The organism is Pseudoalteromonas arabiensis, from assembly GCF_001550155.1.
GTDB lineage: Bacteria > Pseudomonadota > Gammaproteobacteria > Enterobacterales > Alteromonadaceae > Pseudoalteromonas > Pseudoalteromonas arabiensis.
The window spans coordinates 35,416-59,464 of sequence record NZ_LRUF01000026.1 but is presented as its reverse complement, the minus strand read 5'-3'; the positions used below and the strand labels follow the sequence as shown (position 1 = coordinate 59,464).

Annotated in this window: 24 protein-coding genes; 6 read left to right on the top strand and 18 right to left on the bottom strand. The window is 40.8% G+C overall.

Translation table 11 applies throughout. From position 1 onward, the window contains the following. Positions 1-73: 73 nt before the first annotated feature. The 5 genes from cyoD to PAARA_RS17405 all read right to left on the bottom strand — a co-directional run bounded on the left by cyoD (position 74) and on the right by PAARA_RS17405 (position 4,627). Positions 74-433, bottom strand: a complete 360-nt coding sequence (cyoD, locus tag PAARA_RS17425) for a cytochrome o ubiquinol oxidase subunit IV (protein WP_062570272.1) — start codon at positions 431-433, stop codon at positions 74-76. Next, complete coding sequence (cyoC, locus tag PAARA_RS17420) at positions 433-1,068, bottom strand: cytochrome o ubiquinol oxidase subunit III (RefSeq protein ID WP_062570271.1); 636 nt, start codon at positions 1,066-1,068, stop codon at positions 433-435. The genes cyoD and cyoC overlap by 1 nt, the downstream gene beginning before the upstream one ends. Continuing rightward, positions 1,065-3,053 carry a cytochrome o ubiquinol oxidase subunit I gene (cyoB, locus tag PAARA_RS17415; RefSeq protein WP_062570270.1) on the bottom strand — a complete coding sequence of 663 codons (1,989 nt, stop codon included), beginning with the start codon at positions 3,051-3,053 and terminating at the stop codon, positions 1,065-1,067. Before cyoB ends, cyoC begins: the two co-directional genes overlap by 4 nt. A 2-nt stretch (positions 3,054-3,055) precedes the next feature. Then, positions 3,056-3,970: a ubiquinol oxidase subunit II gene (cyoA, locus tag PAARA_RS17410; RefSeq protein ID WP_062570269.1), complete on the bottom strand. Its 915-nt coding sequence runs from the start codon at positions 3,968-3,970 to the stop codon at positions 3,056-3,058. A gap of 237 nt (positions 3,971-4,207) precedes the next feature. After that, complete coding sequence (locus PAARA_RS17405; RefSeq protein WP_062570268.1) at positions 4,208-4,627, bottom strand: hypothetical protein; 420 nt, start codon at positions 4,625-4,627, stop codon at positions 4,208-4,210. A gap of 412 nt (positions 4,628-5,039) precedes the next feature. Here PAARA_RS17405 and PAARA_RS17400 point away from each other — a divergent pair, with 412 nt between their 5' ends. After that, the gene (locus tag PAARA_RS17400) at positions 5,040-6,392 is read left to right on the top strand and encodes a M14 family metallopeptidase (RefSeq protein ID WP_062570267.1); all 1,353 of its coding nucleotides are present in this window, start codon (positions 5,040-5,042) and stop codon (positions 6,390-6,392) included. 39 nt (positions 6,393-6,431) lie between these two features. Here the strand turns inward: PAARA_RS17400 and nqrM are convergent, their stop codons facing one another. From nqrM to PAARA_RS17345, 11 genes are all read right to left on the bottom strand, one after another. Then, on the bottom strand, positions 6,432-6,644 hold the full coding sequence (gene nqrM, locus PAARA_RS17395; RefSeq protein ID WP_055020649.1) for a (Na+)-NQR maturation NqrM: 213 nt from the start codon (positions 6,642-6,644) through the stop codon (positions 6,432-6,434). A gap of 79 nt (positions 6,645-6,723) precedes the next feature. After that, positions 6,724-7,755, bottom strand: coding sequence for an FAD:protein FMN transferase (locus PAARA_RS17390; RefSeq protein WP_062570266.1), 1,032 nt, complete (start codon positions 7,753-7,755; stop codon positions 6,724-6,726). 111 nt (positions 7,756-7,866) lie between these two features. Beyond that, positions 7,867-9,093 carry an NADH:ubiquinone reductase (Na(+)-transporting) subunit F gene (gene nqrF / locus PAARA_RS17385; protein ID WP_062570265.1) on the bottom strand — a complete coding sequence of 409 codons (1,227 nt, stop codon included), beginning with the start codon at positions 9,091-9,093 and terminating at the stop codon, positions 7,867-7,869. Between the two features lie 19 nt (positions 9,094-9,112). Next, a complete protein-coding gene (nqrE, locus tag PAARA_RS17380) occupies positions 9,113-9,721 on the bottom strand; it encodes an NADH:ubiquinone reductase (Na(+)-transporting) subunit E (protein WP_016708692.1) in 609 nt (202 codons plus the stop codon). Positions 9,722-9,731: 10 nt separating this feature from the next. Next, positions 9,732-10,364: an NADH:ubiquinone reductase (Na(+)-transporting) subunit D gene (locus PAARA_RS17375; protein ID WP_054554281.1), complete on the bottom strand. Its 633-nt coding sequence runs from the start codon at positions 10,362-10,364 to the stop codon at positions 9,732-9,734. Beyond that, positions 10,364-11,116: a Na(+)-translocating NADH-quinone reductase subunit C gene (locus PAARA_RS17370; protein WP_062570264.1), complete on the bottom strand. Its 753-nt coding sequence runs from the start codon at positions 11,114-11,116 to the stop codon at positions 10,364-10,366. The genes PAARA_RS17375 and PAARA_RS17370 overlap by 1 nt, the downstream gene beginning before the upstream one ends. Beyond that, positions 11,109-12,311, bottom strand: coding sequence for an NADH:ubiquinone reductase (Na(+)-transporting) subunit B (locus PAARA_RS17365; RefSeq protein WP_062570263.1), 1,203 nt, complete (start codon positions 12,309-12,311; stop codon positions 11,109-11,111). The genes PAARA_RS17370 and PAARA_RS17365 overlap by 8 nt, the downstream gene beginning before the upstream one ends. A 4-nt stretch (positions 12,312-12,315) precedes the next feature. Next, positions 12,316-13,659 carry a Na(+)-translocating NADH-quinone reductase subunit A gene (locus PAARA_RS17360; protein WP_062570782.1) on the bottom strand — a complete coding sequence of 448 codons (1,344 nt, stop codon included), beginning with the start codon at positions 13,657-13,659 and terminating at the stop codon, positions 12,316-12,318. Positions 13,660-14,008: 349 nt separating this feature from the next. Then, positions 14,009-15,202 carry an enoyl-ACP reductase FabV gene (fabV, locus tag PAARA_RS17355; protein ID WP_062570262.1) on the bottom strand — a complete coding sequence of 398 codons (1,194 nt, stop codon included), beginning with the start codon at positions 15,200-15,202 and terminating at the stop codon, positions 14,009-14,011. A 110-nt stretch (positions 15,203-15,312) separates the two neighbouring features. Then, complete coding sequence (locus PAARA_RS17350) at positions 15,313-15,624, bottom strand: BolA family protein (RefSeq protein WP_062570261.1); 312 nt, start codon at positions 15,622-15,624, stop codon at positions 15,313-15,315. 73 nt (positions 15,625-15,697) lie between these two features. Then, positions 15,698-16,285: an alpha-ketoglutarate-dependent dioxygenase AlkB family protein gene (locus PAARA_RS17345; protein WP_062570260.1), complete on the bottom strand. Its 588-nt coding sequence runs from the start codon at positions 16,283-16,285 to the stop codon at positions 15,698-15,700. A gap of 42 nt (positions 16,286-16,327) precedes the next feature. Here PAARA_RS17345 and PAARA_RS17340 point away from each other — a divergent pair, with 42 nt between their 5' ends. The 4 genes from PAARA_RS17340 to PAARA_RS17325 are packed head-to-tail and all read left to right on the top strand — an operon-like array spanning position 16,328 to position 20,071. After that, positions 16,328-17,461, top strand: a complete 1,134-nt coding sequence (locus tag PAARA_RS17340; RefSeq protein WP_062570781.1) for a methyltransferase — start codon at positions 16,328-16,330, stop codon at positions 17,459-17,461. A gap of 13 nt (positions 17,462-17,474) precedes the next feature. Continuing rightward, positions 17,475-18,026: a YajG family lipoprotein gene (locus tag PAARA_RS17335; RefSeq protein ID WP_062570259.1), complete on the top strand. Its 552-nt coding sequence runs from the start codon at positions 17,475-17,477 to the stop codon at positions 18,024-18,026. 2 nt (positions 18,027-18,028) lie between these two features. Then, positions 18,029-18,649, top strand: a complete 621-nt coding sequence (locus tag PAARA_RS17330) for a peptidylprolyl isomerase (RefSeq protein ID WP_062570258.1) — start codon at positions 18,029-18,031, stop codon at positions 18,647-18,649. A gap of 42 nt (positions 18,650-18,691) precedes the next feature. After that, the gene (locus PAARA_RS17325; RefSeq protein WP_062570257.1) at positions 18,692-20,071 is read left to right on the top strand and encodes an AmpG family muropeptide MFS transporter; all 1,380 of its coding nucleotides are present in this window, start codon (positions 18,692-18,694) and stop codon (positions 20,069-20,071) included. Between the two features lie 104 nt (positions 20,072-20,175). Here the strand turns inward: PAARA_RS17325 and PAARA_RS17320 are convergent, their stop codons facing one another. Both PAARA_RS17320 and erpA read right to left on the bottom strand, forming a co-directional pair. Continuing rightward, on the bottom strand, positions 20,176-20,415 hold the full coding sequence (locus PAARA_RS17320) for a helix-turn-helix domain-containing protein (protein ID WP_054562310.1): 240 nt from the start codon (positions 20,413-20,415) through the stop codon (positions 20,176-20,178). 718 nt (positions 20,416-21,133) lie between these two features. Next, complete coding sequence (gene erpA / locus PAARA_RS17315) at positions 21,134-21,472, bottom strand: iron-sulfur cluster insertion protein ErpA (RefSeq protein ID WP_062570256.1); 339 nt, start codon at positions 21,470-21,472, stop codon at positions 21,134-21,136. A 178-nt stretch (positions 21,473-21,650) separates the two neighbouring features. Between erpA and PAARA_RS17310 the strand changes: the two genes are divergently transcribed. Further along, positions 21,651-24,032, top strand: a complete 2,382-nt coding sequence (locus tag PAARA_RS17310; protein WP_062570255.1) for a diguanylate cyclase domain-containing protein — start codon at positions 21,651-21,653, stop codon at positions 24,030-24,032. Positions 24,033-24,049 lie beyond the last annotated feature (17 nt).

Genomic DNA, 24,049 nt, shown 5'->3' with positions numbered 1-24,049 from the left:
AGAACTGGAGACACAACCTCAAACTAACCAGCTCCTTTCGTAAACTCTTTAATCAATTACAAAGTAATTGTTATTAGTACATCATCATGGCGTTCGATTCGTAGATGATCCACACCGACAAACCAACCACCATTACGATAATGATAGCGCTGAAGATAAATGACAATGAGCTGGCCTTGCCGTCTTCAGTTTTAAAACTTAAATGCAAGAAGTACTTTAAATGCACCCAAATTTGCACAACAGCCATCGTTACAATGCACCATACGGTGGCTGGTTTTGAAAGCGACCCACTAATTACAGCCCAAAATGGAATAGCCGTTAAAACCACTGACAGTAGAAAGCCAACTAAATAGTCTTTGATACTGCTATGTGATTGCGCGTTATGTGCGTGTACTTCTAGATTATTAATGACATGTGATTCACTGTGACTCATTACATTGCTCCCATTAAATAAACAACGGTAAATACACAGATCCACACCACATCTAAGAAATGCCAGAATAAGCTTAAACAACTTAGGCGTGTCACTGTTTGCGGGTTTAAACCACGACGTAAAACTTCGATCATCATGATTGTCATCCAAATCAAACCTGCCGTCACATGCAGACCGTGTAAGCCCACTAAAGAGAAAAACGAGGTTAAAAAGGCACTTTGTTGTGGGCCATTACCATGCGCAATTAGGTGATGGAATTCATATACTTCCATACCAATAAACACGGCACCAAAGGCAAAGGTAACCAGCAACCAAGTTAACGTAGCGGCCTTCTTCTGCGAATGCGCAGAGATCATCGCAAAACCAAAGGTAATACTACTAAGTAGGAGTGCCGCGGTTTCAACCGCAACAAAATCAAGTTCAAAAATATCTTTGCCAGACACGCCACCGGCTGTGTTCATAAACAGTACGGCATAGGTTGCAAAGAAAGAAGCAAACAATAAGCAGTCGGTCATTAAGTACAACCAAAAACCGAAAACCGTGTTGCCACCCGTATCGTGATGCTCATGGTCATGTGCATCAACATGATCATGAGTATTATCTAAGGTGTTTAAATCAGCAGTGATAGAACTCATGCATTCACCCCTTTAGTCGCGGCGGTATTGTGCGCCGTTTCAAGTTCAACAATTTCATCTGGTTGCACGTAGTAATCAACATCCGCCGTATAACAACGTTTGATAAATACCGCGATAGCGCCCAGTAAACCAAAGGCTGCAAGCCACCAAATATGCCAAATCATGGCAAAACAGGAAGTTGTTAAAGCTGCGCTCATTAATACACCTGCCGATGTATTTTTTGGCATGTGAATTGGGCTATAAGAGGCTTCTTGCTTGTAAGCTAGGCCTTTTTCTTTCATGTCAGTCCATGCATCAATGTCATCAACATGGGGGATTTTTGCAAAGTTGTAGTACTGCGGAGGTGATGCAGATGCCCACTCTAGGGTATGACCGTTCCACGGATCGCCCGTTGTATCATCGAGTTGCTCGCGGTTTTTGAAGCTCACTACCAGTTGCACTACTTGGAACAAGATACCGAACATAATGATCACCGCACCACCAGCTGCAATGTATAACCAAATGTTCCAATCAGGGTTGTTTGTGTGGTTTAAGCGACGTGTCATACCTAAGAAACCAAGCACGTATAACGGCATAAATGCCACGAAGAAACCAATTAACCAACACCAGAAAGATCTTCTGCCCCAGCTTTCATCAAGTTTGAAGCCCATTGCTTTAGGGAACCAAAATGCAAAACCAGCTAAATAGCCAAACACTGCGCCACCAATAATGGTGTTATGGAAGTGAGCGATTAAGAATAAGCTATTGTGTAATACGTAGTCAGCACCAGGAATGGCAAGTAACACACCGGTCATACCGCCGATAGTGAAAGTCACCATGAAACCTAAAGTCCAAAGAACTGGCACCGTAATACGTAAACGACCACGATACATAGTGAATAACCAGTTGAAGAGTTTCACACCCGTCGGTACTGCAATGACCATGGTCATCACACCAAAGAAGGCATTCACATTAGCGCTTGAGCCCATAGTAAAGAAGTGGTGAAGCCAAACGATGAACCCTAAAATAGAAATCGCACCGCTTGCGTAAACCATCGACTTATAACCAAACAGGCGTTTACCAGCAAACGTTGAGATAACTTCTGAGAAAATACCAAACGCAGGTAAGATCAGAATGTAAACTTCAGGGTGACCCCATGCCCAGAATAAGTTGATGTACATCATCGCATTACCACCTAATTCATTCGTGAAGAAGTGGAAATCAAGATAACGATCAAGCGTTAGCATTGCCAGTACAGCCGTTAAAATTGGGAACGATGCTGCAATTAAGATATTTGCCCACGTACAAGCCCACGTAAAAATAGGCATTTTCATTAATGTCATGCCAGGAGCACGCATTTTGAATACAGTCGCTAAGAAGTTAACTGACGTTAACAAAGTACCCAAACCGGATATTTGCAAGGCCCAGATATAATAATCGACCCCCACACCCGGACTAAACGACAGCTCAGATAATGGCGGATAAGCAACCCAACCCGTTTTAGCAAATTCACCGAAAAACAGTGAAATATTAATGAGTATCGCACCACCAGCAGTTAACCAAAAACTTAGATTATTCAAGAATGGGAATGCAACATCACGGGCACCAATTTGCAGCGGTAAAATGATGTTCATTAAACCAATCATGAACGGCATCGCCATAAAGATGATCATAATCACCCCGTGCGCCGTAAAAATTTGGTCGTAATGTTCAGGTGGTAAGTAACCACTTGCACCGCCAGTAGCCATTGCTAATTGTAGACGCATCATAATGGCATCCGCGAAACCACGAAAAAGCATGATAAGCGCAAGAATGATGTACATCACACCTAAGCGCTTGTGATCAATTGAGGTGATCCAGTCGTGCCAAAGCACGCCCCATTTTTTATATTTTGTTACTAAGCCTGCCACTAGCAAGCCTAAGACAGCGACCACCGTCATGGTAACCATGATAATTGGTTCATGAAACGGGATTGCGTCTAATGTTAATTTACCTAACAACGACATGATTATTCCTCGTCCTCGCTATGCCCTTTATGAGCTGAGTGCTCTGGCATTGCGTGTTGCATTGCACCGTGTGAGCCATGCGCTTGCATATATTTCATTACGATTGAATGGAACATATCTTTATCAACACTGGCGTAGTATTTAACTGGGTCGTACTCACTTGGCTTAGCAAGTTCAACATAGGTCTGTTTAGTAAGCGCAGAGCCTGTATTTTTAACCTTATTTACCCATGCATCGAAATCAGCTTGGGTTGGGGTAGCAATGGCATTAAACTTCATACCCGTGAAACCAGCACCACTGTAATTTGCAGAGAAACCTTTAAAAGTTCCTGGTTCATCAGCTATCAAGTGAAGTTTGGTTTCCATGCCTGCCATTGAGTAAATTTGGCTACCAAGCTGAGGTATGAAAAACGAATTCATGGTGCTTTCTGAGGTGATCTTGTATTGAACAGGCACGTTAGCCGGAAAAACCAACTCATTCACTGTTGCTATGCCTTGCTCTGGGTAAATAAATAACCATTTCCAGTTTAAAGACACCACTTCTACAGTAAGGTGCTCACCCTTCCCTTCAAGTGGTTTATAAGGGTCAAGCTCTTGCGTTGATTGCCAAGTGATCACCCCTAAAATAACCACGATAATAATCGGAATGGTCCATACAACCGCTTCAATCTTGTTTGAGTGAGCCCACTTAGGAGCATAAATTTCTTGGTCTCGTCCATCACGGTATTTCCATGCAAAATAAATTGTCATGGCAATAACTGGGATTACAACAATCAGCATTAATACCGTCGCTACGATAATTAAATACTTTTCGTCAGCCCCAATTTGACCTTTTGGATCAAGTACCCCGCCTTTACAGCCAGACAAAGCCAGCACTAAAGACGCTAGAGCAATATTACAAAGGTTACGAATTGACAAAGGAATATCCTACAACCTAAAAGTTAACACTTGCCGATAAGTACACGACGCTTTTCTGTAGCAAAAAACGGCCACAGACATCCCCAGCCAAGTAACGAGCACAGAAAATCGGCACGCTAAAATGTGGGAATAATTAGGTTAGCTGACTGAAATTTGGACGCAGAAGGCCCACTTGGTGCTTAGTAAAGACAACTTAGCAAATGACTAAAATGGCTGAACTTAAGCAACAAAGCTTATTTACAGACAACCATTTACACGAGGAGGAGCACGACAGCCATGAGCGCTGTGTACTACTAAAGACTTTATCGTTTCACGCGCTGCGAAGGCCGCTTTACGTAAAATGACACCTGCACGACGCGCAGGGAAGAAATGGAAGACCAACCAGCATAAACCAATAAGTAATTGGCAAGACACCACTGGGTAAGCTAAAAAACTCAACACATTAAGTAATGGTGTTTCGTATAAAGCACCTTCGCTTAATAAACTTCTTAGCCCGTGAGCATCTTCTAATGTACCGTTGATTAGCATGGCTGAATTAATCAGCAATAAGGCTAAAACTGACATTAGTTCTTTACCAGCAAAAAACGCACGCGCAGCCAATTGCAATCTAGCTAAACTAGACTGTTTGACACCTTGTGACTGATTAATTGCTCGCAAAACTCACGCCTTTTAAAACTTTCACCACATTTAAGGTAGTTGCTCTACCCTATTTTTTAATGCGGTAACATGATCTTCATCAATAAAGTTTCAGTAATTACTGAAATTTCGATGTGGAGTATAACAAAGTCAACTTATCATACAAGAAAAAATTAACAGTGCTCAGTTAACCAGTATTTAATTAAGCTATAAAAAAATGTAAACACCCAACGCTAACTTAGATAACCACCTAAAAAATTAGGGGATTTTATATTACAAAAATAAGTAAACAAAAAGAAAACAGTATAAAAAATTGATTTAAGAGTATACAAAATTAGTATTATCTTAAGCTTGAATAGTGAACAAAAGTTAGCCAAACGAATGTAAATATAATATTCTTAGCATTAAAAAAAAAAGGAATAAAGGATATCTTATGCGGGGCTGTATACTTGCCATGACTTTGCTAATCAGTACACCAATAATTGCCACTGAAATTGAAAATAACGAGGTTGATGGTTTTGATAAAGCAGCGATTAATCTCACAGATATAAAACCTGTTTTAAACCGCATAGCCAAGCATCCTGCAATTACACTACAGCAACTCGGTAGATCGTACCACAGTCAACCCATTTACGCTCTTGATATAGGCTCTGGCACCACAAAAGTGATGATGTGGAGTCAAATGCATGGTGATGAAAACACGGCAACCGCTGCACTTATGGATTTTCTTGATTTTATAACTTTGCCCGAAAACGCTAACTGGCTACAAAGCTGGCAAGACAAACTAACGCTCAGGATTATTCCCATGATTAATCCTGACGGTGCCAAAGCTCAAACGCGTCACAATGCACAAGGTATTGATCTAAACCGTGATGCAAAAGCATTGAGGACCCCAGAGGGGCAAACACTCATGCGTGCCGCTAAGGAGTTTAAACCTGACTTTGGCTTTAACTTGCATGATCAGAACGCGTATTACGGTGCAGGAAAAAAAGGGAATCAAGCTACTATTTCTGTACTCGCCCCTGCCTATAATGATGCAAGAGAGATTAATACTAGCCGTGGCGAAGCCATGCAGCTTATCGCTCACTTAGCTAAAACAATTGAGACAATGATCCCAGGGCACCTAGCAAAGTATAACGACAGTTACTCGTATCGAAGCTTTGGTGATACATTTTCCGAAATGGGTATTCGCACTATATTAATTGAATCAGGTGCTTATCCGAACGACCCTCATCGCCAAGTTGCGCGAAAAGTAAATCGTGTACTTTATAAAGAGATAATCGATACACTACAAAATGGCACGTGGAAAGCAGCCAGCATTAACCAATACAATGCAATTCCTTTTAATGCTAGTAATAACTGGGTCGATCTACTTATTGATGATGTGAATGTACAGAGCCATTACGGTGATTACAAAATAGATATAGCCATTAATAACAAAGGCAATGCACCACGTATCAAAGAGCTGGGAGATATAAGTAGCATTCGCCGTGGCTACACTCAAATAGATGCCAACAAGCTCGTTTATAACCCAGGTAAAGGTTTTTCTTTAACAGAACCAATTAAGCTTAATAAGAGGCATTATAAAGAGCTATTAAAGCAAGGTTATAGCTGCTTTTCAGGGGATTTCGCGAAACTAGATAACCGTTCACACTGGCCAGTTTACCGGTGCCAAGGCGCATTTGATTCACAACCTAAATTGCACGCCTCAGCGGCATTCTTACTTTACCAAGGACAAACCATAAAATACGCAGTACTAGGTTCAGAACTCATAAAACTCAATTAATAAACATTAAAAAAGCGCCTAAAGGCGCTTTTTTTGTGGTTAAAGAATTTGATTCTCTTTCCAGACTTGTTCTTTTGCCATGCGCTTTTTGCGCTTGTCACACGGGTCGTCGCAGTCGCAGGCTTTGTCGATACCAACAGCACCTAGGCCGCCACAACTACTGGCCATAGATTTCTTTTGCACAATCATACCAACAGCCATCGCTGCCACAATTAAAATAAGTAGACCAAATGTAAGAAGAAAAAGTGACATTGCTTTGCCCCTATTGTTCAGCAATAAAATTGAGCCCAACCTGTTGGGCTGTATGCATTATAAACTGCTTCTTGCCCTGCTACAAATAAGGTTTAAAAGCAGGGCTTGAATAAGTGACTAAGCCATTGTCTGACTTACCAATTAAATATACCGGCAGATTATGTTCTTCAGCATATTTTTGCGCACGCTTCATTCCCATAACTGTCAATGCTGTTGCTAAGCCATCAGCCGTCATTGCTGAAGGATGCAATACTGTGACCGACACTAAGTCATGACGACTTGGCATGCCTGTTACAGGATCAATTAAGTGACTATATGTCACACCATCCATTTCATAAAAAATTCTGTAGTCACCTGATGTGGCAATACCATTGGTACCTGGTTCAATTACTTTATGTACTTTGCGCACGCCAGGCTCTGCATCTGGCTGCTCAATTGCAATTTTCCACGTGATGTTGTCTGGCTTAATACCCGATACACGTAGCTCACCACCTATCTCAACCATATAATTTGTTAAGCCGTGGCTTTCAATAACCTCTGCAACTTTATCTATGCCGTAGCCTTTTGCCGTAGCCGAAAACGACAGTTCTAAACCGTCTATCGTTTTCATAAGGCCTGAATCTGTTAATTCAATCTTATCAACACCAATCTTTTCAATCATCGCCGCTAAGGCTTCATCAGTCGGGCGTTTAGTCGGCTTTTTATCTGGGCCAAAGCCCCATAAGTCAATAAGTGGCCCCATTGTCACATCAAGGGTTTTTGTTGATTCACCAAGGCGAATTGACTCAGCCACAACCTTACGGAAATCATCACTAATCGGCATAACCTGCCCTGCTGGTAACTGGTTGAACTGGTTAATTTCTGAATCAGCAATGTAAGTCGACATAGATTGGTTTACATCTTTGAGTGCTTGCTTAATTTCAGAATGTAAATCAGCCCCTTCTAGTTTAGAAGGTTCAGCAAATACCTTGATGTGATAAGTCGTTCCCATGGTTTTGCCTTCGAAATAATGCTCCTCAGCTTTATCTGCTTGGCTACAACCTGCCATGAGTAAAGTAATAGTTAGTAGAAAAAAGGCCATCAAGCCTTGGCGATAAAACACTCTATTCATAGCACTCACCTTTAGGATACCGTGACGTTGATATAAAAATAAAAAAGCCTCGTAACACATTGTGCTACGAGGCTTGTATTCTAACCAAAACTTATTGTTTTGTGTATGGTGTTAGCCACCGAAGTCATCTAATAAGATGTTTTCGTCTTCTACACCAAGATCTTTAAGCATGTTGATAACAGCCGCGTTCATCATTGGAGGACCACACATGTAGAACTCACAATCTTCCGGCGCTTCATGATCTTTCAAGTAGTTTTCATAAAGTACGTTATGGATGAAGCCTGTATAACCTTCCCAGTTATCTTCTGGTTGTGGATCAGACAGTGCTGTGTGCCATACAAAGTTATCGTTTTCTGCAGCTAAGCCGTCGAAATCTTCTACGTAGAACATTTCACGCTTAGAACGCGCACCATACCAGAAGCTCATCTTACGCTTAGAATTTAAACGCTTAAGTTGGTCAAAGATATGTGAACGCATTGGTGCCATACCTGCACCACCACCTACGAATACCATTTCTGCATCAGTGTCTTTCGCGAAGAACTCACCGAATGGGCCAGAAATAGTCACTTTATCACCTTCTTTTAGTGACCAAATGTACGAAGACATTTTACCACATGGAAGGCTTAGGTCTCTTGGCGGCGGCGTAGCGATACGCACGTTAAGCATGATAATGCCTTCTTCTTCTGGATAGTTAGCCATTGAGTATGCACGAATTGTTTCGTCATCCACTTTAGACTCCAGATCGAAGAAACCGAAGTGGTTCCAGTCGCCACGATACTCTTCTGGAATATCGAAATCAGCGTATTTAACGTGGTGAGCTGGTGCTTCAATTTGAATATAACCACCGGCACGGAACGGTACTGACTCGCCATCAGGAATTTGTAATTTAAGTTCCTTGATGAAAGTTGCCTTGTTATCGTTAGAGATAACTGTACAGTCCCACTTCTTAACACCGAAAATTGACTCTTCAAGTTCAATTTCCATGTCGTTTTTAACATTTACCTGACACGCTAAACGGCAGCCTTCACGCGCTTCACCTTTAGAGATGTGATCAAGTTCTGTTGGTAAGATATCGCCGCCACCTTCTTTGATGTGTACACGACACTGACCACAAGAGCCACCGCCACCACATGCAGATGAAACGAAGATACCTGAATCAGCTAGGGCACCTAATAGCTTGCTACCTGCTGATGTTTTAATAGCTTTATCTGGGTCGCCATTAATTCCGATGATGATATCGCCGCTTGCTACTAATTTAGATTTAGCACCAATGATAACTAAAACTAAAATAACAACGATAGCGATGAAAACACCAACGCCTAAGAAAATCTCATTCATGATTTATCCTCGCTACCTATTAAAGTGAAATACCAGAGAATGACATAAAGCCAAGACCCATAAGACCAACAGTGATGAAAGTAATACCTAAACCACGTAAGCCATCAGGAACGTCTGAATACTTCATTTTCTCACGGATACCAGCAAGTAAAGTAATTGCTAGCGCCCAGCCCACACCTGAACCGATACCATAAACAACAGACTCGCCGAAGTTATAGTTACGCTCAACCATGAAAGATACCGCACCGAAGATTGCACAGTTAACTGTGATCAGTGGTAAGAAGATACCTAACGCGTTGTATAGTGCAGGGAAGAACTTATCTAATGCCATTTCAAGAATTTGTACCAGTGCTGCAATAACACCGATGAATGTCAAGAAGCGTAAGAAGCTAAGGTCTGCTTCTGGGTAGCCAAGCCACTCTAATGCACCTGGTGCAAGAACAGCGTGATAAACCAAGTTATTTACAGGTACAGAGATACCTAGTACCACGATAACTGCCACACCTAGGCCGATTGATGTTGTTACTTTCTTTGATACCGCAAGGAAAGTACACATACCTAGGAAGAAGGCTAAAGCTAAGTTTTCAATGAAAACTGCTTTTACAAATAAACTAATATAATGTTCCACTGCTCGCCCCTTACGCTTTTGCTTCTACTTGGTCTTTCTTGAAGGTACGAAGTACCCAGATGAACAAACCAATAATGAAGAATGCACTCGGTGGTAAAATCAATAGACCCATTGGTTGATACCAGCCACCGTTTTGTACAAGTGGGATAATATCAACACCGAATAGTGAACCTTTACCGAATAACTCACGGATGAAACCAACAGTTAGTAGTACTACTGAGTAGCCTAAACCGTTACCGATACCGTCTAAGAAAGACATTAACGGTGGTGACTTCATTGCGTATGCTTCAGCACGACCCATTACGATACAGTTAGTAATGATTAGACCAACGAATACTGAAAGCTCTTTTGCCGTTGCATAAGAGAATGCTTGCAATACTTGGTCAACCACGATTACTAATGATGCAATAATCGTCATTTGCACGATAATACGCACAGATGATGGGATGTGGTTACGAATTGACGAAATAAACAAGCTTGAGAATGCTGTTACAAGTGTCAATGCGATTGACATGATAAGTGCATTTTTTAAGCTTGATGTTACCGCTAGCGCAGAACAAATACCAAGTACTTGTAGTGCGATTGGGTTATTTGCGAATACCGGACCAAATAGGACCGACTTCATTTCTTTAGTATCAGCCATTATTTCAACGCTCCTTCACGTACTTTCGCAAGGAAAGGACCAAAGCCGTTTTCGCCAGTCCAGAAGTCAACTGTATGATCAACACCATTTGAAGTTAATGTTGCGCCAGAAAGACCATCGATTTGATGTTCATTGCTTGCACCACTTTTCACGATGTTGATTGGTAACTCTTTACCTTGCCATTTAGCAGTCCACTGTGGATTTTGAATTTCACCACCTAGACCTGGCGTTTCGTTGTGCTTGAAGAAATTGATGTTCTTAACAGTTTCACCATCACTCTCAAGCGCTAAGAAGCCATACATTACACCCCAAAGGCCATAACCTTGGATAGGTAGAATGATTGCATCAGTAGAACCATCTGCTTTTTTCGAGATATAAACAGGTGAATTCTTAGTCATGCGTTGAATACCCGCGATGTCTTTAATTCCCTCTTCTTTCAACGCAAAGCTACGCGCTTGGTCGAATTTAGTTTTCTCGAAATCAAATGAGTTAGGATCTGCGCCTTCAACAAATTCACCAGTATCCATATCTACAACGCGCGCTTCAATTTTGCCATTGAAAGTCTCTGATACAGAGCCTTCAACGTCAATGTCAGCTGCCGCTAGGATATTACGTTGAATATCTTGAGTTTTGTTAGCTTGCTGTAAAGGACGAAGCTGAACTGAAGCAAACGATACGATGACTGCACACACTAAACATAGTGCAACAACAACGGTTAGCGTTTTGCCGATTGATTCGTTATTACTAGACATTACGTGCCAACCTCCGCTTGATATTAGCTTGCACTACAAAGTGATCGAATAATGGTGCAAATAAGTTAGCAAATAAGATTGCTAGCATCATACCTTCTGGGAATGCCGGGTTAACAACACGGATCATTACAACCATAAAGCCGATTAACGCACCGTAAGCGAACTTACCTTTGTCAGTGAATGATGCAGATACTGGGTCTGTTGCCATAAAGAACATACCAAATGCAAAACCACCAAGCACTAAGTGCCAGTGCCAAGGCATCGCAAATACTGCGTTAGTTTCAGAACCAACTGTATTTAGTAAGAATGCCGTTGCAACCATACCTAGGAATACACCTAGCACGATACGCCATGAAGCAATACGCACATAAATCAGGAATAAACCACCGATTAATAATGCTAATGTTGACGTTTCACCTACAGAACCTTGAATGAAACCGTAAAACGCATTCCACCATAGTTCCATGTTGCTGTAATCAAGTGAACCAACGAATGCTTGGCCTAGCATAGTTGCGCCAGAGAATGAATCTACCGCAGTCCATACTGTGTCACCTGAAATTTGCGCAGGGTATGCGAAGAATAAGAACGCACGACCAGCAAGCGCAGGGTTAAGGAAGTTACGACCTGTACCACCAAAGATTTCTTTAGCGATTACAACACCAAACGTAATACCTAATGCAACTTGCCATAAAGGAATTGTTGCCGGCAGAATGAGTGCGAATAGTACAGATGTTACGAAGAAACCTTCATTTACTTCGTGCTTACGCACAGAAGCGAATAGTACTTCCCAGAAACCACCCACAGCAAACGTTACTGCGTATATTGGTAGGAAGAAGCAGGCCCCGTAAAACATTTTCGCGCCCCAACCAGAGTCAGCAGTTAATTCACCGCCAAATAATTGGAACAGACCAACTTGCCATGTGTTTGCTAATTCAAAACCTTGTGCTAATGCACCCGCGGCCTGATGACCGATGTTGAACATACCAAAGAACATTGCAGGGAACGTCGCCATCCACACTAAAATCATCATACGTTTTAGGTCGATGTTATCGCGAACGTGTGTTTTGCCTTTATTTACATAACCAGGCGTGTAGAAAATAGTCGCAGCAGCTTCGTAAAGCGCATACCACTTTTCATGTTTACCACCCGGTTCAAAATGCGGCTCAATATCTTCTAGAAATTTCTTTAAACCCATCTCTCTAGCCTTCCTTCTCGATCGTAGTCAAGCAATCGCGCAGGATTGAACCGTACTCGTATTTACCTGGACAAACGAAAGTACATAACGCTAAATCTTCTTCATCAAGCTCTAGCGCACCTAACGAAATTGCACCATCAAGATCACGTGCGATTAAATCACGTAATAATAGTGTAGGTAAGATGTCTAAAGGCATAACACGCTCATAGCTACCAATTGGTACCATGGCACGGTTCGAACCACCTGTAGAAGTCGTCATGTTAAATAGACGGCTCGGAGTCAGGTGAGATAAGAAGGTACGTGTTACAGAGAACTTATTAGCACCAGGCGCAATCCAACCAAAGAATTCTTTTTCGCGACCTTCAAGTAATACAGATACTTGAACATGGTAACGACCTAAGAAAGCATGTGGACCTTGTGAAGTAGCGCCTGACAGCACAGAACCAGAAATTACACGGTTATCACCGTCTTCTAATTCGCCAGCAACTAAATCATCTAATGATGCACCTAATTGAGTTTTCACTAAGCGTGGGTTTTTAACACGCGGACCAGCAAGCGAAACAACACGGTCTGTGAAGATTTCACCTGTCAGGAATAAGTTACCAAACGCAATAACGTCTTGGTAGCCTAAGTGCCAAACCTGTTTGCTAGCAGAAACTGGGTCTAAATGATGAATGTGTGTACCAACAAGGCCAGCCGGGTGTTTGCCACCAAACTCATGTACTTCTACTTGAGGGATTGATGAACTAGGCACTTGACTACCAGCTTGTTTACAAACAAATACTTTGCCGTCAGTTAAACGAGATACCACAGCTAAACCGGCTTCAAATGCTGGAGTGTTTTCAGCAATGATGACTGCAGGATCTGCAGCTAGCGGGTTAGTGTCGATAGCCGTTACAAAGATAGAGCTAGGATTTGCATCCAAAGCAGCTACTCTGCTGAATGGGCGAGCACGTAGTGCTGTCCATTGACCTGACTGAACTAGTACTTCTTTCACTTTTTCACGGTCTAAGCTTGAAAGCTCGTCGGCCTTGAAAGAGTCAAAGGTGATTTGCTCACTGCCATTAACTTCAATAACAACAGATTGCAGCACACGTTTAGCACCACGATTAATTTCTTTAACTACCCCAGAAGCTGGTGCAGTAAATAAGACGCCTGGGTTCTTTTTGTCTTCAAAAAGTACCTGGCCTTTTTTGACTTGGTCATCCACACGAACATGCATGGTTGGACGCATACCAATAAATTCTTCACCTAGCACAGCTACACGTTTGACGGCAGAACCATCATGAATAACTTGCTGAGGTGCGCCCTCTATGGGTAAATCCAGACCTTTTTTTATGTTGATCATACGCACTTGCATTACATTAACGGAAAGAAACTGAAAAATCGTACCAACCACGTCGCTTCTTGATATGCTCAAGTTAAGTTCTTAGTGTCTAAAAACAGCTTGTTTCACACCCAAACAAGCAACGCAGTAAACTCCTCACATATATTGCCCGAATTTTAACATCAATCAGGGTGACTATGCGAGAGCAAATATGAAATTTATACGACTGATGTGGTTATTTAGACTACAAAAAACCATTTGAATTAATTTCAATATAGACCAAAGTGCTATTGATGCCGTTTTATTTTCTCTTAAAAACAAAAAAGCCGCTTAAAAAAGCGACTTTTCCAAAACCAGCGTTATTTAATCACTAGTCAATCAGCTGTGAAATCGCCACATTAGGATTCACATCTTGCTCGTAATCTACGCTATCAATACCAAAACCGAATAAACGTAAAAACTCATTGTGGTAACCCACATAATCCGTTAATTCGTCAATGGTGTCTGTGTCTACCGTATCCCACACTTTTTGAACACGAGCTTGAACATCGTCTTCTAACTCTTTGTAGTTTTGGAATAAATGACCGCCGTCATCGAAACGTGGCGTTTCGCCGTAAAGGTTTTCAGTGAATAGCGCATGGATTTGTTCAATCGTACCTTCATATGTACCGTCTGCTTTCATTACTTTGAATAACGCAGAGATATATAAAGGCATGATAGGAATTGCTGAACTTGCCTGTGTCACAACTGCATTTAATGAAGAAACATACGCTTCACCATTTAAGCCTTTTGTAGATTCTTTGATTGCTTGTGTTGCGCGATCAAGGTCTTCTTTTGCTTTACCAATCGTTGCGTGACCGTAAATTGGCCATGTTAACTCTTTACCAATGTAGGTATAAGCCGTCGTTTTGAAGTTATCAGCAAGGACATCGGCTGCTTTTAATGCATCAATCCACATTTCCCAATCTTCACCGCCCATTACTTTAATTGTATTGTCGATGTCTTCTTGGCTTGCCGCTTCAACTGTTACTTCATCAATCACACGCTTAGACGTATTTAAGTTTTTCGTTGTGATATCTGAGCCAATTGGCTTAAGCGTTGATGAGTATGTCTCACCTGTATTTGGGTCAGTACGACGAGGAGACGCTAAGCTGTAGATAACTAAATCAATTTTACCTAAGTCAGCTTTAATCGTATCAATTGCTTTTTGCTTGATTTCATTAGAAAACGCATCGCCATTGATATTTTTAGACCATAAACCCGCTTCTTCAGCAGCTGCTTGGAATGCCGCAGTATTATACCAACCTGCTGAGCCTGTTTTACGCTCGCTACCTTCTTTTTCAAAGAAGATGCCTAAAGTCTTAGCGCCACCACCGAATGCAGCTGTAATACGCGATGCCAAACCATAACCAGTAGAGGCACCAATCACTAATACATTTTTAGGCGCATTGCTCAGTGGCCCCTGTGCTTTCACATAATTAATTTGTTCTTGTACATGCTCAGCACACCCTACTGGATGCGCGTTAGTGCAGATAAATCCACGAATTTTAGGCTTAATGACCATTGATCATCCTATATCTATCACAATAAAAATTAGCGCTAGTTTAAAGGCTAATAGTTAAAATACAGGTCTGATCAGTAATATAAGTATAAATTACTAATCAAACCATACGATTAATCGAACTTTGAACCACCCAAACATGTTGGTGATTCAGGAGCCTGCCCTTGCTGTGCAGAAAACTCATCGGGCGTAAAAGTATGAATCGCCAATGCATGTATATGATTAGCTAATTCATCTTGTAATAATTCATTAATTTGACGGTGGCGTGCAAGTAAACGCTTACCAGCGAACTCTTCGCTCACCACAATTACCTTAAAGTGTGATTCTGTGCCACGACTATGCATATGGCTTTCATTAACAACATTTAGGTGCTTACATTCAATACCCGCTGCGAGCTTTTCCTCAATTTGTTGTTGCATTGACATGTGTCATAGACCTTTAATAGCAAAATAATTGGTCGTCACTATATCAAGGGGATGACTCATTTTACCAATAATTTTATATTATCGAGCGAAAGGTTAAATTAATACGGGGATGCATTAGCTTTTGCTGCTTTGGCAAGCTGTGTTGATAGTCACGTTGACTAAAGCCATTCATTATTAAGCAGCTACCACTTTGCAGCACGATACTCTGTTTTTCATTACTGTGTTTGTGCTTAATTTTAAATATCCGCTCAGCCCCCAGTGAAATAGACGCAATAGTCGGCTGCTCACCAAGCTCTTTTTCATCATCACTATGCCATCCCATACAATCTTGACCGTCACGATATAAATTTACCAACAACGCATTAAATGGAATGCGTAATTGTTGGGATAAGCGCTTTCGCATTGCATCAAGCACCTCAGGCCAAGGTTCAACCACAAGCTGTGTGCCTGAATAAGCATAGTTAATCTGCTCATCAGCGATAAAGCACTGCAAACGAGGAATAGGATGGGTTTTACCAAAAACAGTGATATTGGGCTGTTGCCAATTTAAATGTTGCTGTAAAAAATAAAACAAATCGAGACTTTTTTGAGCACTCAACGCTTTCTGTTGATAATAAAACCCTTCAGGTAAATGATTAGGCTTGGCGTTTGGCTGTTGCATGTTAGAATTTACCCATACTTAAATACTTACCCTAAAACCATGATGACCACCCAAGTACAACTCGGCGATAATACCTATACCCTAGAACGTTTTCCATTAGATCAAAAAAATCGCAGCCTACAAGCTTGGGACTCTGCCGATGAGTACCTTGTCACTTATGTACGGGAGCATCATGCGCAGGCAAATTCAATCCTGATTTTAAATGACAGCTTTGGTGCATTGGCTTGTGCGTTTAATCAATTAACCACTTATTCAGTTAATGATTCGTATATTAGTCATCAAGCAACATATTACAATTTACAAGCAAATGGCTTAGAAACAAGCTCATTGACGCAATTAAACTCTTTAGAGGCATTACCAAACAAGGTTGATTTAGTGATCTTAAAAGTGCCACGAAATTTAGGCTATTTACAACATCAACTTGCTGCAATCAGTGCCGCGCTACCTAAAGATGTTGACATAATTGCAGCAGGCAAAACCAAAGACATTCATAACTCGACAATTAAAGCGTTTAGCCAATTCATTGGCGAAACATCAACAAGTTTAGCCGTTAAGAAATCTCGCTTAATCATCAGTAAAACGAGCCAACTCAATAAACAAGCTGCATTTCCTGTAAGCTGGCCACTTGAAGGCAGTGAGTTTGAGATTCAAAATCACGCCAATGTTTTCTCTCGTGATTCTTTAGATATTGGCGCTCGCTTTTTCTTTAACTACTTGCCACAAACCAGTAAAGCACGCCACATCATTGATTTGGGCTGTGGCAATGGCGTGATTGGACTGATGACACTCAAACGCTGCCCCAAAGCACATGTCACCTTTGTTGATGAATCATACATGGCAGTTGAATCTGCACGCCTAAATATACAAAGTAATTTACCTGAGCAATTAGCTAACTGTGAATTTATTCAAAATGATTGTTTAACAGATTTTGAGCCGCAAAGTGCAGATCTTGTTTTGTGCAACCCCCCTTTTCATCAAGCGCAAGCTGTGACCGATCACATTGCTTGGCAGATGTTTAAACAAGCTAAGCAGGCACTTAAACAAGGTGGTGAATTAAGAATAATAGGTAATCGTCACCTCGATTATCATGAAAAACTAAAACGCATGTTCGGCAACTGTAAACTATTGGGTTCAAATAAAAAGTTTGTTGTTTTAAGTGCAAAAAAGACAACTTAATGGAGCAATATAAATGAAAAAAATACTTCTTTTAAGCATGTTAGTTGCGCTAACAGCGTGTAGTAACCAACCTAACCAACTGATCTTAAACCCTGTTTATAAAGGCGGTAAGGTTGCATCCATCAATGCAAATATCAGTACTAGCGTCATTGATTTGCGTGGTGATAATGTAACCCTAAAAATTATTGAATCAGATAAAGTAAAAACATTGGCAAGTCCAGGCCTGACTGAATCGGTAAAAAGCACTCTTGATAGCGCCCTTAGCCGAAATGGTGCCAGTATCTCTAACCTTGCGACAACACGATTTGAATTAGATATTCATGCATTACAAGCGATCGTCACCGAAAAAATGATGACACACACGAGTCATGCCAATATTGAGCTGGGTATTCGCGTAATAAGAAGTAACAGTAACTTTAGTAAAGTTTACCGTGGTAATGCAAACCTTGAAGGGCCATTAAGACACGATAGAGCAAAAATTGAGAGTCAGCTTAATAAGTTGACTGAACAACTAATTACCCGCATTGTATCTGACCCAGAATTAATCGCTTATTTGGAAGGTTAACTATGAAGCGCATTTTTATACTTAGTTTTATCTTACTGTTCAGCCAGAACACCTTCAGTGCAACTGAGGGTAAGTTCATCCAAAAAGACAACATGTTTCCTCGTGTCGAAATTGTCACCACACTCGGTAGCATCATAGTAGAAATGGACCGTTCTCGCGCCCCTATCACAGTCAACAACTTCTTAACTTATGTCGCTGATGGTAGCTACAAAGGGAGTGTATTTCATCGTGTAGAACGTGATGAAGACAACGAACGAGATTTCGTTATTCAAGGCGGTGGCTACGATAAAGATTACGATGGCCTACACGAGTACGATCCTATTTTTAATGAGAGCGGGAATGGTTTAAAAAATGATATGTATAGTATCGCCATGGCTTATCAAGACAGACAACCACACTCAGGGACACGCCAATTCTTTTTTAATATGGATGACAATGATCATTTAAACCCCGGTCGTGACTGGGGATTTGCTGTATTTGGCATGGTTATGGATGGCTATGAAACACTGGATAAAATTATGCGTGTGGAAACGGCTTATAACGAAAAAATAGGTTACAGCTTCGTACCCAAAACGCCTGTGGTTATCTTAAATGTAAAAATGATTGAACCCACTGCACTATAAAAATAACAAGCGAGCTCATCGCCCCACTCATATGGCAGTACTATGACAAAGACGCTTTCTGTTTCAGAGTATTTTTCGTACTTTAAAGACAAACGCTTAATCAATATTTTTCTGTTTGGGATCAGCAGTGGCTTTCCGTGGGTACTCATTGGTTCTGTCATGTCTGCGTGGCTAAAAGATGAAGGCCTCAGCCGAAGTATGATCGGCCTATTTGGCATTGTATTTGGGGCGTACAGTATTAACTTTTTATGGTCACCTTTGGTTGACCGCGTAAAACTGCCAATTTTATTTAACTGGCTTGGTCAGCGCCGCAGCTGGATTTTACTATGCCAATCAATAATTTTTATAGGCACCTTTTCACTTGCAGGGCTCGATATCAAAGCGAACCTTTGGTTTGCCGCCGCGCTGTGCTTAGTCATTGCGGTTGCCTCTGCGACTCAAGACATCGCCATTGATGCGTTTCGTATCGATACTTTAAGTGAAAATGAAAGCCATAAAGCCACGGCGGCTGCAGCCATGGCAACATCAGGTTGGTGGAGTGGTTATGCTTTGCTAGGGGCACTCCCCTTCTACATGGCTGATATCCCCTCTATTGATTGGCCTCAAGTTTACTTTTTCTTATCCGTTATCATGTTGCTATTAATGGGTAGTGTACTTTGGGCAAAAGAGCCCGAATCTAATCGTGAAGTTATTCAGGCTGAACTTGAGTCTACCTATCAGCAAAAACTTGTCGGTGTAGAACAAACGCGATTTGCAAAAGTAATTGCTTGGTTAGCGGTCACCGTGTTTGATCCATTTAGAACCTTTTTTGCACGCAATGGTGTAAAAACAGCGCTCGCACTTTTAGCGTTTATCTTCCTATTTAAAATTGGCGAAGCCTTTCTTGGGCGAATGTCGATTGTGTTTTATAAAGAAGTGGGCTTTAGCAACAGTGATATTGCCACCTTCTCAAAAGTAGGCACTGCGATTCTTACCATCGCTTTTACTTTCGTCGGGAGCCTATTCAATCAACGCTACGGTATCGTAAAAGGCTTATTCATTAGCGGCATTGCTATGGCAGCATCTAACCTTGCATTTGCTTGGATTGCGATTGCAGGCCCTAAATTAAGCCTCTATGCTTTTGCAATTATCATTGACGGCTTTACACAGGCTTGGTCACTGGTGGCAATGGTCGCCTTTATTTCTATGCTATGTGATCGCGCCTTTAGCGCAACTCATTATGCACTTTTAGCGTCACTTGGAAACTTAGGCAGAACACTCTTGTCCAGCTACAGTGGTGTTGTGATAGATGATTGGCTTTTAGGTAACTGGGCACTGTTTTTTGTACTAACAGCACTCATGGTTATCCCTTCGCTGGTATTTTTATTCTTAATCCGCCACAAACTTTATGCGTTAGAGAACAATTATCACCGAGATAATTAACAAAAAATATAAAGATGTAATTGAAATAGACAGAAAAGTGAGGATGACTGTTTAGTGCATCCATGCACTAATTGTATTACTAAAAATGTATTAGTAACAGCAAATTAAGCGTCTTTTAATAGATTAAGACCTTCGTATGGGTCTACTTCCAAAGCATCACAGTAACGCATAAATTCAATAACGTCTAAACGACGTTCTTGGTTTTCAATTTTACCAATGAATGAATGTGGCGTTCCTAAAACTTGAGCAAGGCTGCGCATTGTATGGCCTTTCTCATGGCGTTTTGTTTTAAGCCATTTCGTTAGTTTTGAGTTTTCTTCAGAAGAAACTGTTTTACCCATCATAAAAATACATCTCCTACTAGATGATTTAAGTTAATTAATTAAGAGTGAAATTTTGCCCGTCTCACTCTTGGATACATTATATACTAATAATTTTTTCTGTGAATTAATAATTATACAAATGTCCACGTTTCAGGTATAGACTGCTTTGCTTAGCAAGTCTAGTTTTAAAGCTAAAATTAAAGCAGATGCTCTATTATTAGTTGCTTAACTGTACCAAAAAATCGATCAATTGGAACCGTGTTAACTATAAATATAGCTTTTAAAATTGCATACTTATGCTTAAAGTGTACGTAAATACTGAAAAAGGCTAGAAAATGTTTCGAATATTATTTTTGTTGCCAATTGTACTGTGTGTCATCTGGTACCTATTTCTAAAGCAAAATCGTATACCTATTAAGCAAGGCAAACGAGGATTTATCTATATTTTAATCGCCTCAGCACTGGTATTAGGGTTTTTCCTGTTAATGATTCAGGTTACCCAAAGCTAGTAGCGCTAACATTTATAATAACTACTTGGTGAATGGTACTTATTAACGAAGCTCAGCTTCGCGGTATAATCATATACGAAAGGCAAGCGTTTCTATTAACGCTGTTTTCATTTTCAAAATTTTTTCTAAGCGAAAAGCCATTGCTAAGATCAGCACTAAGAATAAAGGCAGGATGATGTAGAAATTAAAGCAATAAAAAAGCCATATCACATGGCTTTTCATAAAATCCGTTAAACGCTGAAGCTAGCTCCGCAACCACAGGTTGTGGTAGCGTTGGGGTTGTTTACAAAAAAGCGTGCCCCTTCGAGTCCTTCGGTGTAATCGACCGTTCCATCAACGAGGTATTGAATACTCATAGGGTCAATCACTAAGGTAACGCCATTTTTTACAATTTCTAAATCGCCAGGGTTGGCCTTTTCATCAAAGGTAAAACCATATTGAAAACCCGAACATCCACCACCTGTCACATAAACACGTAGTTTTAGATCTGGATTCTCTTCTTCTTCAATTAACTGTTTAACGCGAACAGCAGCTGCATCACTGAACTTAATTGGCAACTCTTCAGACATACCAAACCCCTCAAAATCTATAATGCTGTAATTATCTAATACCCGAGTATTTTAATCAAGTATCGACATAGACTCATAAGTATTTGCAAGTACGTATTAGCCAAGTCATTTGCATTGAACTAAGTTTAATTTATACAACTTTTTAATTAATTAAAGTAAGCGGTGAGAGAGTATCACAGTGTTTGACCATTTGAGGCTTCATTTTATTAGCTCTGACTTAAATAGTGCGCAAATAATCCCCGCACAATATGATACTTTGCTTGTCATAGCCTCAGTACTTACCGCCGTATTCGCCTCTTATATTTCTTTTTTACTATCGGCACGAATCAAAAGTTCTCACCTTAAAAATGAAAGCTTGGTATGGACTGTAATGGCAGCCTGCTTTTTGGGTATCGGTATTTGGGGTATGCACTTTATCGGTATGCTTGCTTATACATTACCGATAAATGTAGAGTACAACACCACAATAACCTTAGTATCTGTACTGCCAAGTGTGTTTGCCAGTTATATTGTACTTTCAACTTCACTCAGCCATATAAAAGGGCTTATTTTTCGAAGCGTTCTAATGGGAGCAGGAATTGGCAGTATGCACTTTGTCGGTATGATGGCAATGATGATGCCCGCTCATATGGCTTATGAGCCAAAGCTGTTTTCATTATCAATTTTTGTGGCAATCATTCTTTCTGGCATTGCCCTAAAAATAAATGACCTCCGACAAGCCCAAAAAATACATCAAGTACGCATGAATATGTTAGTGGCTATTGTGATGGGTAGTGCTATTTCAGGTATGCATTACATCGGTATGATTGCTATGTCGGTCTATGCAACCGAGCAAACCGTTTATACTACGAGTCACGATAGCTCAACGCTGGCTCAGCTTGTCATTTCTGTACTACTGGCGTTAAGTCTTTTAGTACTGAGTGTAGTAGAGCTTAGAGCAAGAAGCTTACTTTCCGCTAAACTAAAAGCCGTACTGAATACTGTGCAAGATGTCGTTATTAGTTTTGATAACACGGGTATCATCGAGTTTGCTAACCCTGCTGTTTTGCCTGTTTTTGGCTATAAGCCTAATGAAGTAATCGGTAAGCATATCTATACGCTCATCCCTGATAAATCAACCGAACTTGAGCTAATCTTAAATACCTCATCAACGACATCCCAGCAATCAAGTTGCTTTTGTAAAAGCAAGTTATTAAATGCTCATAGAGCGAACCAAAACTCATTTCCAATTACCATGACAATCAGCTCAATAGGTAACAAGGAGATAGGCCCATACGTTGCCACGATTAAAGATTTGAGTGATATCCACAATCAAGAAGCATTTACTCAAACCATATTCGATAACCTACCTATTATGTTGTTTGTAAAAGAAGCTGAGCACTTAACATTTAGCCACGTAAATAAGGCCGGCGAGCAACTATTAGGGAAAACTAAAGAACAACTGATCGGCCTTAACGACTTTGACATTTTTAATGATGAAGATGCGCTTGGTTATGCGCAAACAGACCGTGATGTGCTTGCAAGTAACGATATTCTGACACTGGATGAAAAGCCTATTACAATTGACGGCCGAACTCACTACCTTCGTACCCGTAAACTCCCTATTAAAGATAGCCATGGTAAAGCACAGTACCTGCTCGATGTTTCAGAGGATATAACAGAGCTTAAGCAAGCCAAAACAGAGCTTGATAATTTACATCAAAGAATGTCAATGGCCGCCGATGCAGCCCAAATAGGAATTTGGGAGTGGAACTTTGAAAGCAACGAACTTATTTGGGATGATTGGATGCATACCTTATTTGAGATCCCCAAATCTCAGTTTAATGGTAATTATGCCGCATGGGCTAATACGCTTCATCCTGATGAATACGAAGCCGTGACAAACAAACTCAAACTAGCAGTTCTCAATAACGAGGATTTTCATGCCGAATTTCAAATTGTTCTCCCCAGCGGGCAAGTACGCTTCATAAATGCCGATGGTAGAATCTACGGAAATAGGATGATTGGTGTTAATTTTGATATCACCAAACGGGTTTTAGCAGAGCAAAAGATCAGACAGCTTGCCCAAACAGATCACCTCACAGGTTTAGCTAACCGCAGTGCACTAAGTAAATTCCTTAAGCATGAGTTTGCTCGTGTAGAGCGAACAGGAACAAAAGTAGCTTGCTTATACTTTGACCTTGATAAATTTAAACCCATTAACGATACCTATGGCCATTTGATGGGTGACTTTGTGCTTGTAGAAATCGCAAAACGATTGCAAGAAACCGCACGAAAAACAGATTGTACGGCGCGTATCGGTGGTGATGAATTTGTTGTTGTGATAACGGATGTTGAAAATAAAGAACATATAAAGCGTGCTCTAACGCGGTTAATTAATGCGATAGAAGCGCCGATAATCAGTGAAGTGGGTATGTTAAACATAAGTGCAAGTGTGGGTTATGCAGTCTATCCTGATAATGCTAAGTCTCTCGACGAACTTCTTAAAAAAGCCGACGAGCAAATGTATAAGCAAAAACGAGATTGCTCGCTTAAAACAACAAGAATAAAAACCCAGTGACTCTGTGCACTTGTTTA

Excerpts from the sequence above, each read along its gene's own strand:
- cyoD (WP_062570272.1), bottom strand. The coding sequence starts at position 433 with ATGAGTCACAGTGAATCACATGTCATTAATAATCTAGAAGTACACGCA.
- cyoC (WP_062570271.1), bottom strand. The coding sequence starts at position 1,068 with ATGAGTTCTATCACTGCTGATTTAAACACCTTAGATAATACTCATGAT.
- cyoB (WP_062570270.1), bottom strand. The coding sequence starts at position 3,053 with ATGTCGTTGTTAGGTAAATTAACATTAGACGCAATCCCGTTTCATGAA.
- PAARA_RS17400 (WP_062570267.1), top strand. The coding sequence starts at position 5,040 with ATGCGGGGCTGTATACTTGCCATGACTTTGCTAATCAGTACACCAATA.
- nqrM (WP_055020649.1), bottom strand. The coding sequence starts at position 6,644 with ATGTCACTTTTTCTTCTTACATTTGGTCTACTTATTTTAATTGTGGCA.
- PAARA_RS17390 (WP_062570266.1), bottom strand. The coding sequence starts at position 7,755 with ATGAATAGAGTGTTTTATCGCCAAGGCTTGATGGCCTTTTTTCTACTA.
- nqrF (WP_062570265.1), bottom strand. The coding sequence starts at position 9,093 with ATGAATGAGATTTTCTTAGGCGTTGGTGTTTTCATCGCTATCGTTGTT.
- PAARA_RS17375 (WP_054554281.1), bottom strand. The coding sequence starts at position 10,364 with ATGGCTGATACTAAAGAAATGAAGTCGGTCCTATTTGGTCCGGTATTC.
- PAARA_RS17370 (WP_062570264.1), bottom strand. The coding sequence starts at position 11,116 with ATGTCTAGTAATAACGAATCAATCGGCAAAACGCTAACCGTTGTTGTT.
- PAARA_RS17365 (WP_062570263.1), bottom strand. The coding sequence starts at position 12,311 with ATGGGTTTAAAGAAATTTCTAGAAGATATTGAGCCGCATTTTGAACCG.
- PAARA_RS17360 (WP_062570782.1), bottom strand. The coding sequence starts at position 13,659 with ATGATCAACATAAAAAAAGGTCTGGATTTACCCATAGAGGGCGCACCT.
- fabV (WP_062570262.1), bottom strand. The coding sequence starts at position 15,202 with ATGGTCATTAAGCCTAAAATTCGTGGATTTATCTGCACTAACGCGCAT.
- PAARA_RS17350 (WP_062570261.1), bottom strand. The coding sequence starts at position 15,624 with ATGTCAATGCAACAACAAATTGAGGAAAAGCTCGCAGCGGGTATTGAA.
- PAARA_RS17345 (WP_062570260.1), bottom strand. The coding sequence starts at position 16,285 with ATGCAACAGCCAAACGCCAAGCCTAATCATTTACCTGAAGGGTTTTAT.
- PAARA_RS17340 (WP_062570781.1), top strand. The coding sequence starts at position 16,328 with ATGACCACCCAAGTACAACTCGGCGATAATACCTATACCCTAGAACGT.
- PAARA_RS17335 (WP_062570259.1), top strand. The coding sequence starts at position 17,475 with ATGAAAAAAATACTTCTTTTAAGCATGTTAGTTGCGCTAACAGCGTGT.
- PAARA_RS17330 (WP_062570258.1), top strand. The coding sequence starts at position 18,029 with ATGAAGCGCATTTTTATACTTAGTTTTATCTTACTGTTCAGCCAGAAC.
- PAARA_RS17325 (WP_062570257.1), top strand. The coding sequence starts at position 18,692 with ATGACAAAGACGCTTTCTGTTTCAGAGTATTTTTCGTACTTTAAAGAC.
- PAARA_RS17320 (WP_054562310.1), bottom strand. The coding sequence starts at position 20,415 with ATGATGGGTAAAACAGTTTCTTCTGAAGAAAACTCAAAACTAACGAAA.
- erpA (WP_062570256.1), bottom strand. The coding sequence starts at position 21,472 with ATGTCTGAAGAGTTGCCAATTAAGTTCAGTGATGCAGCTGCTGTTCGC.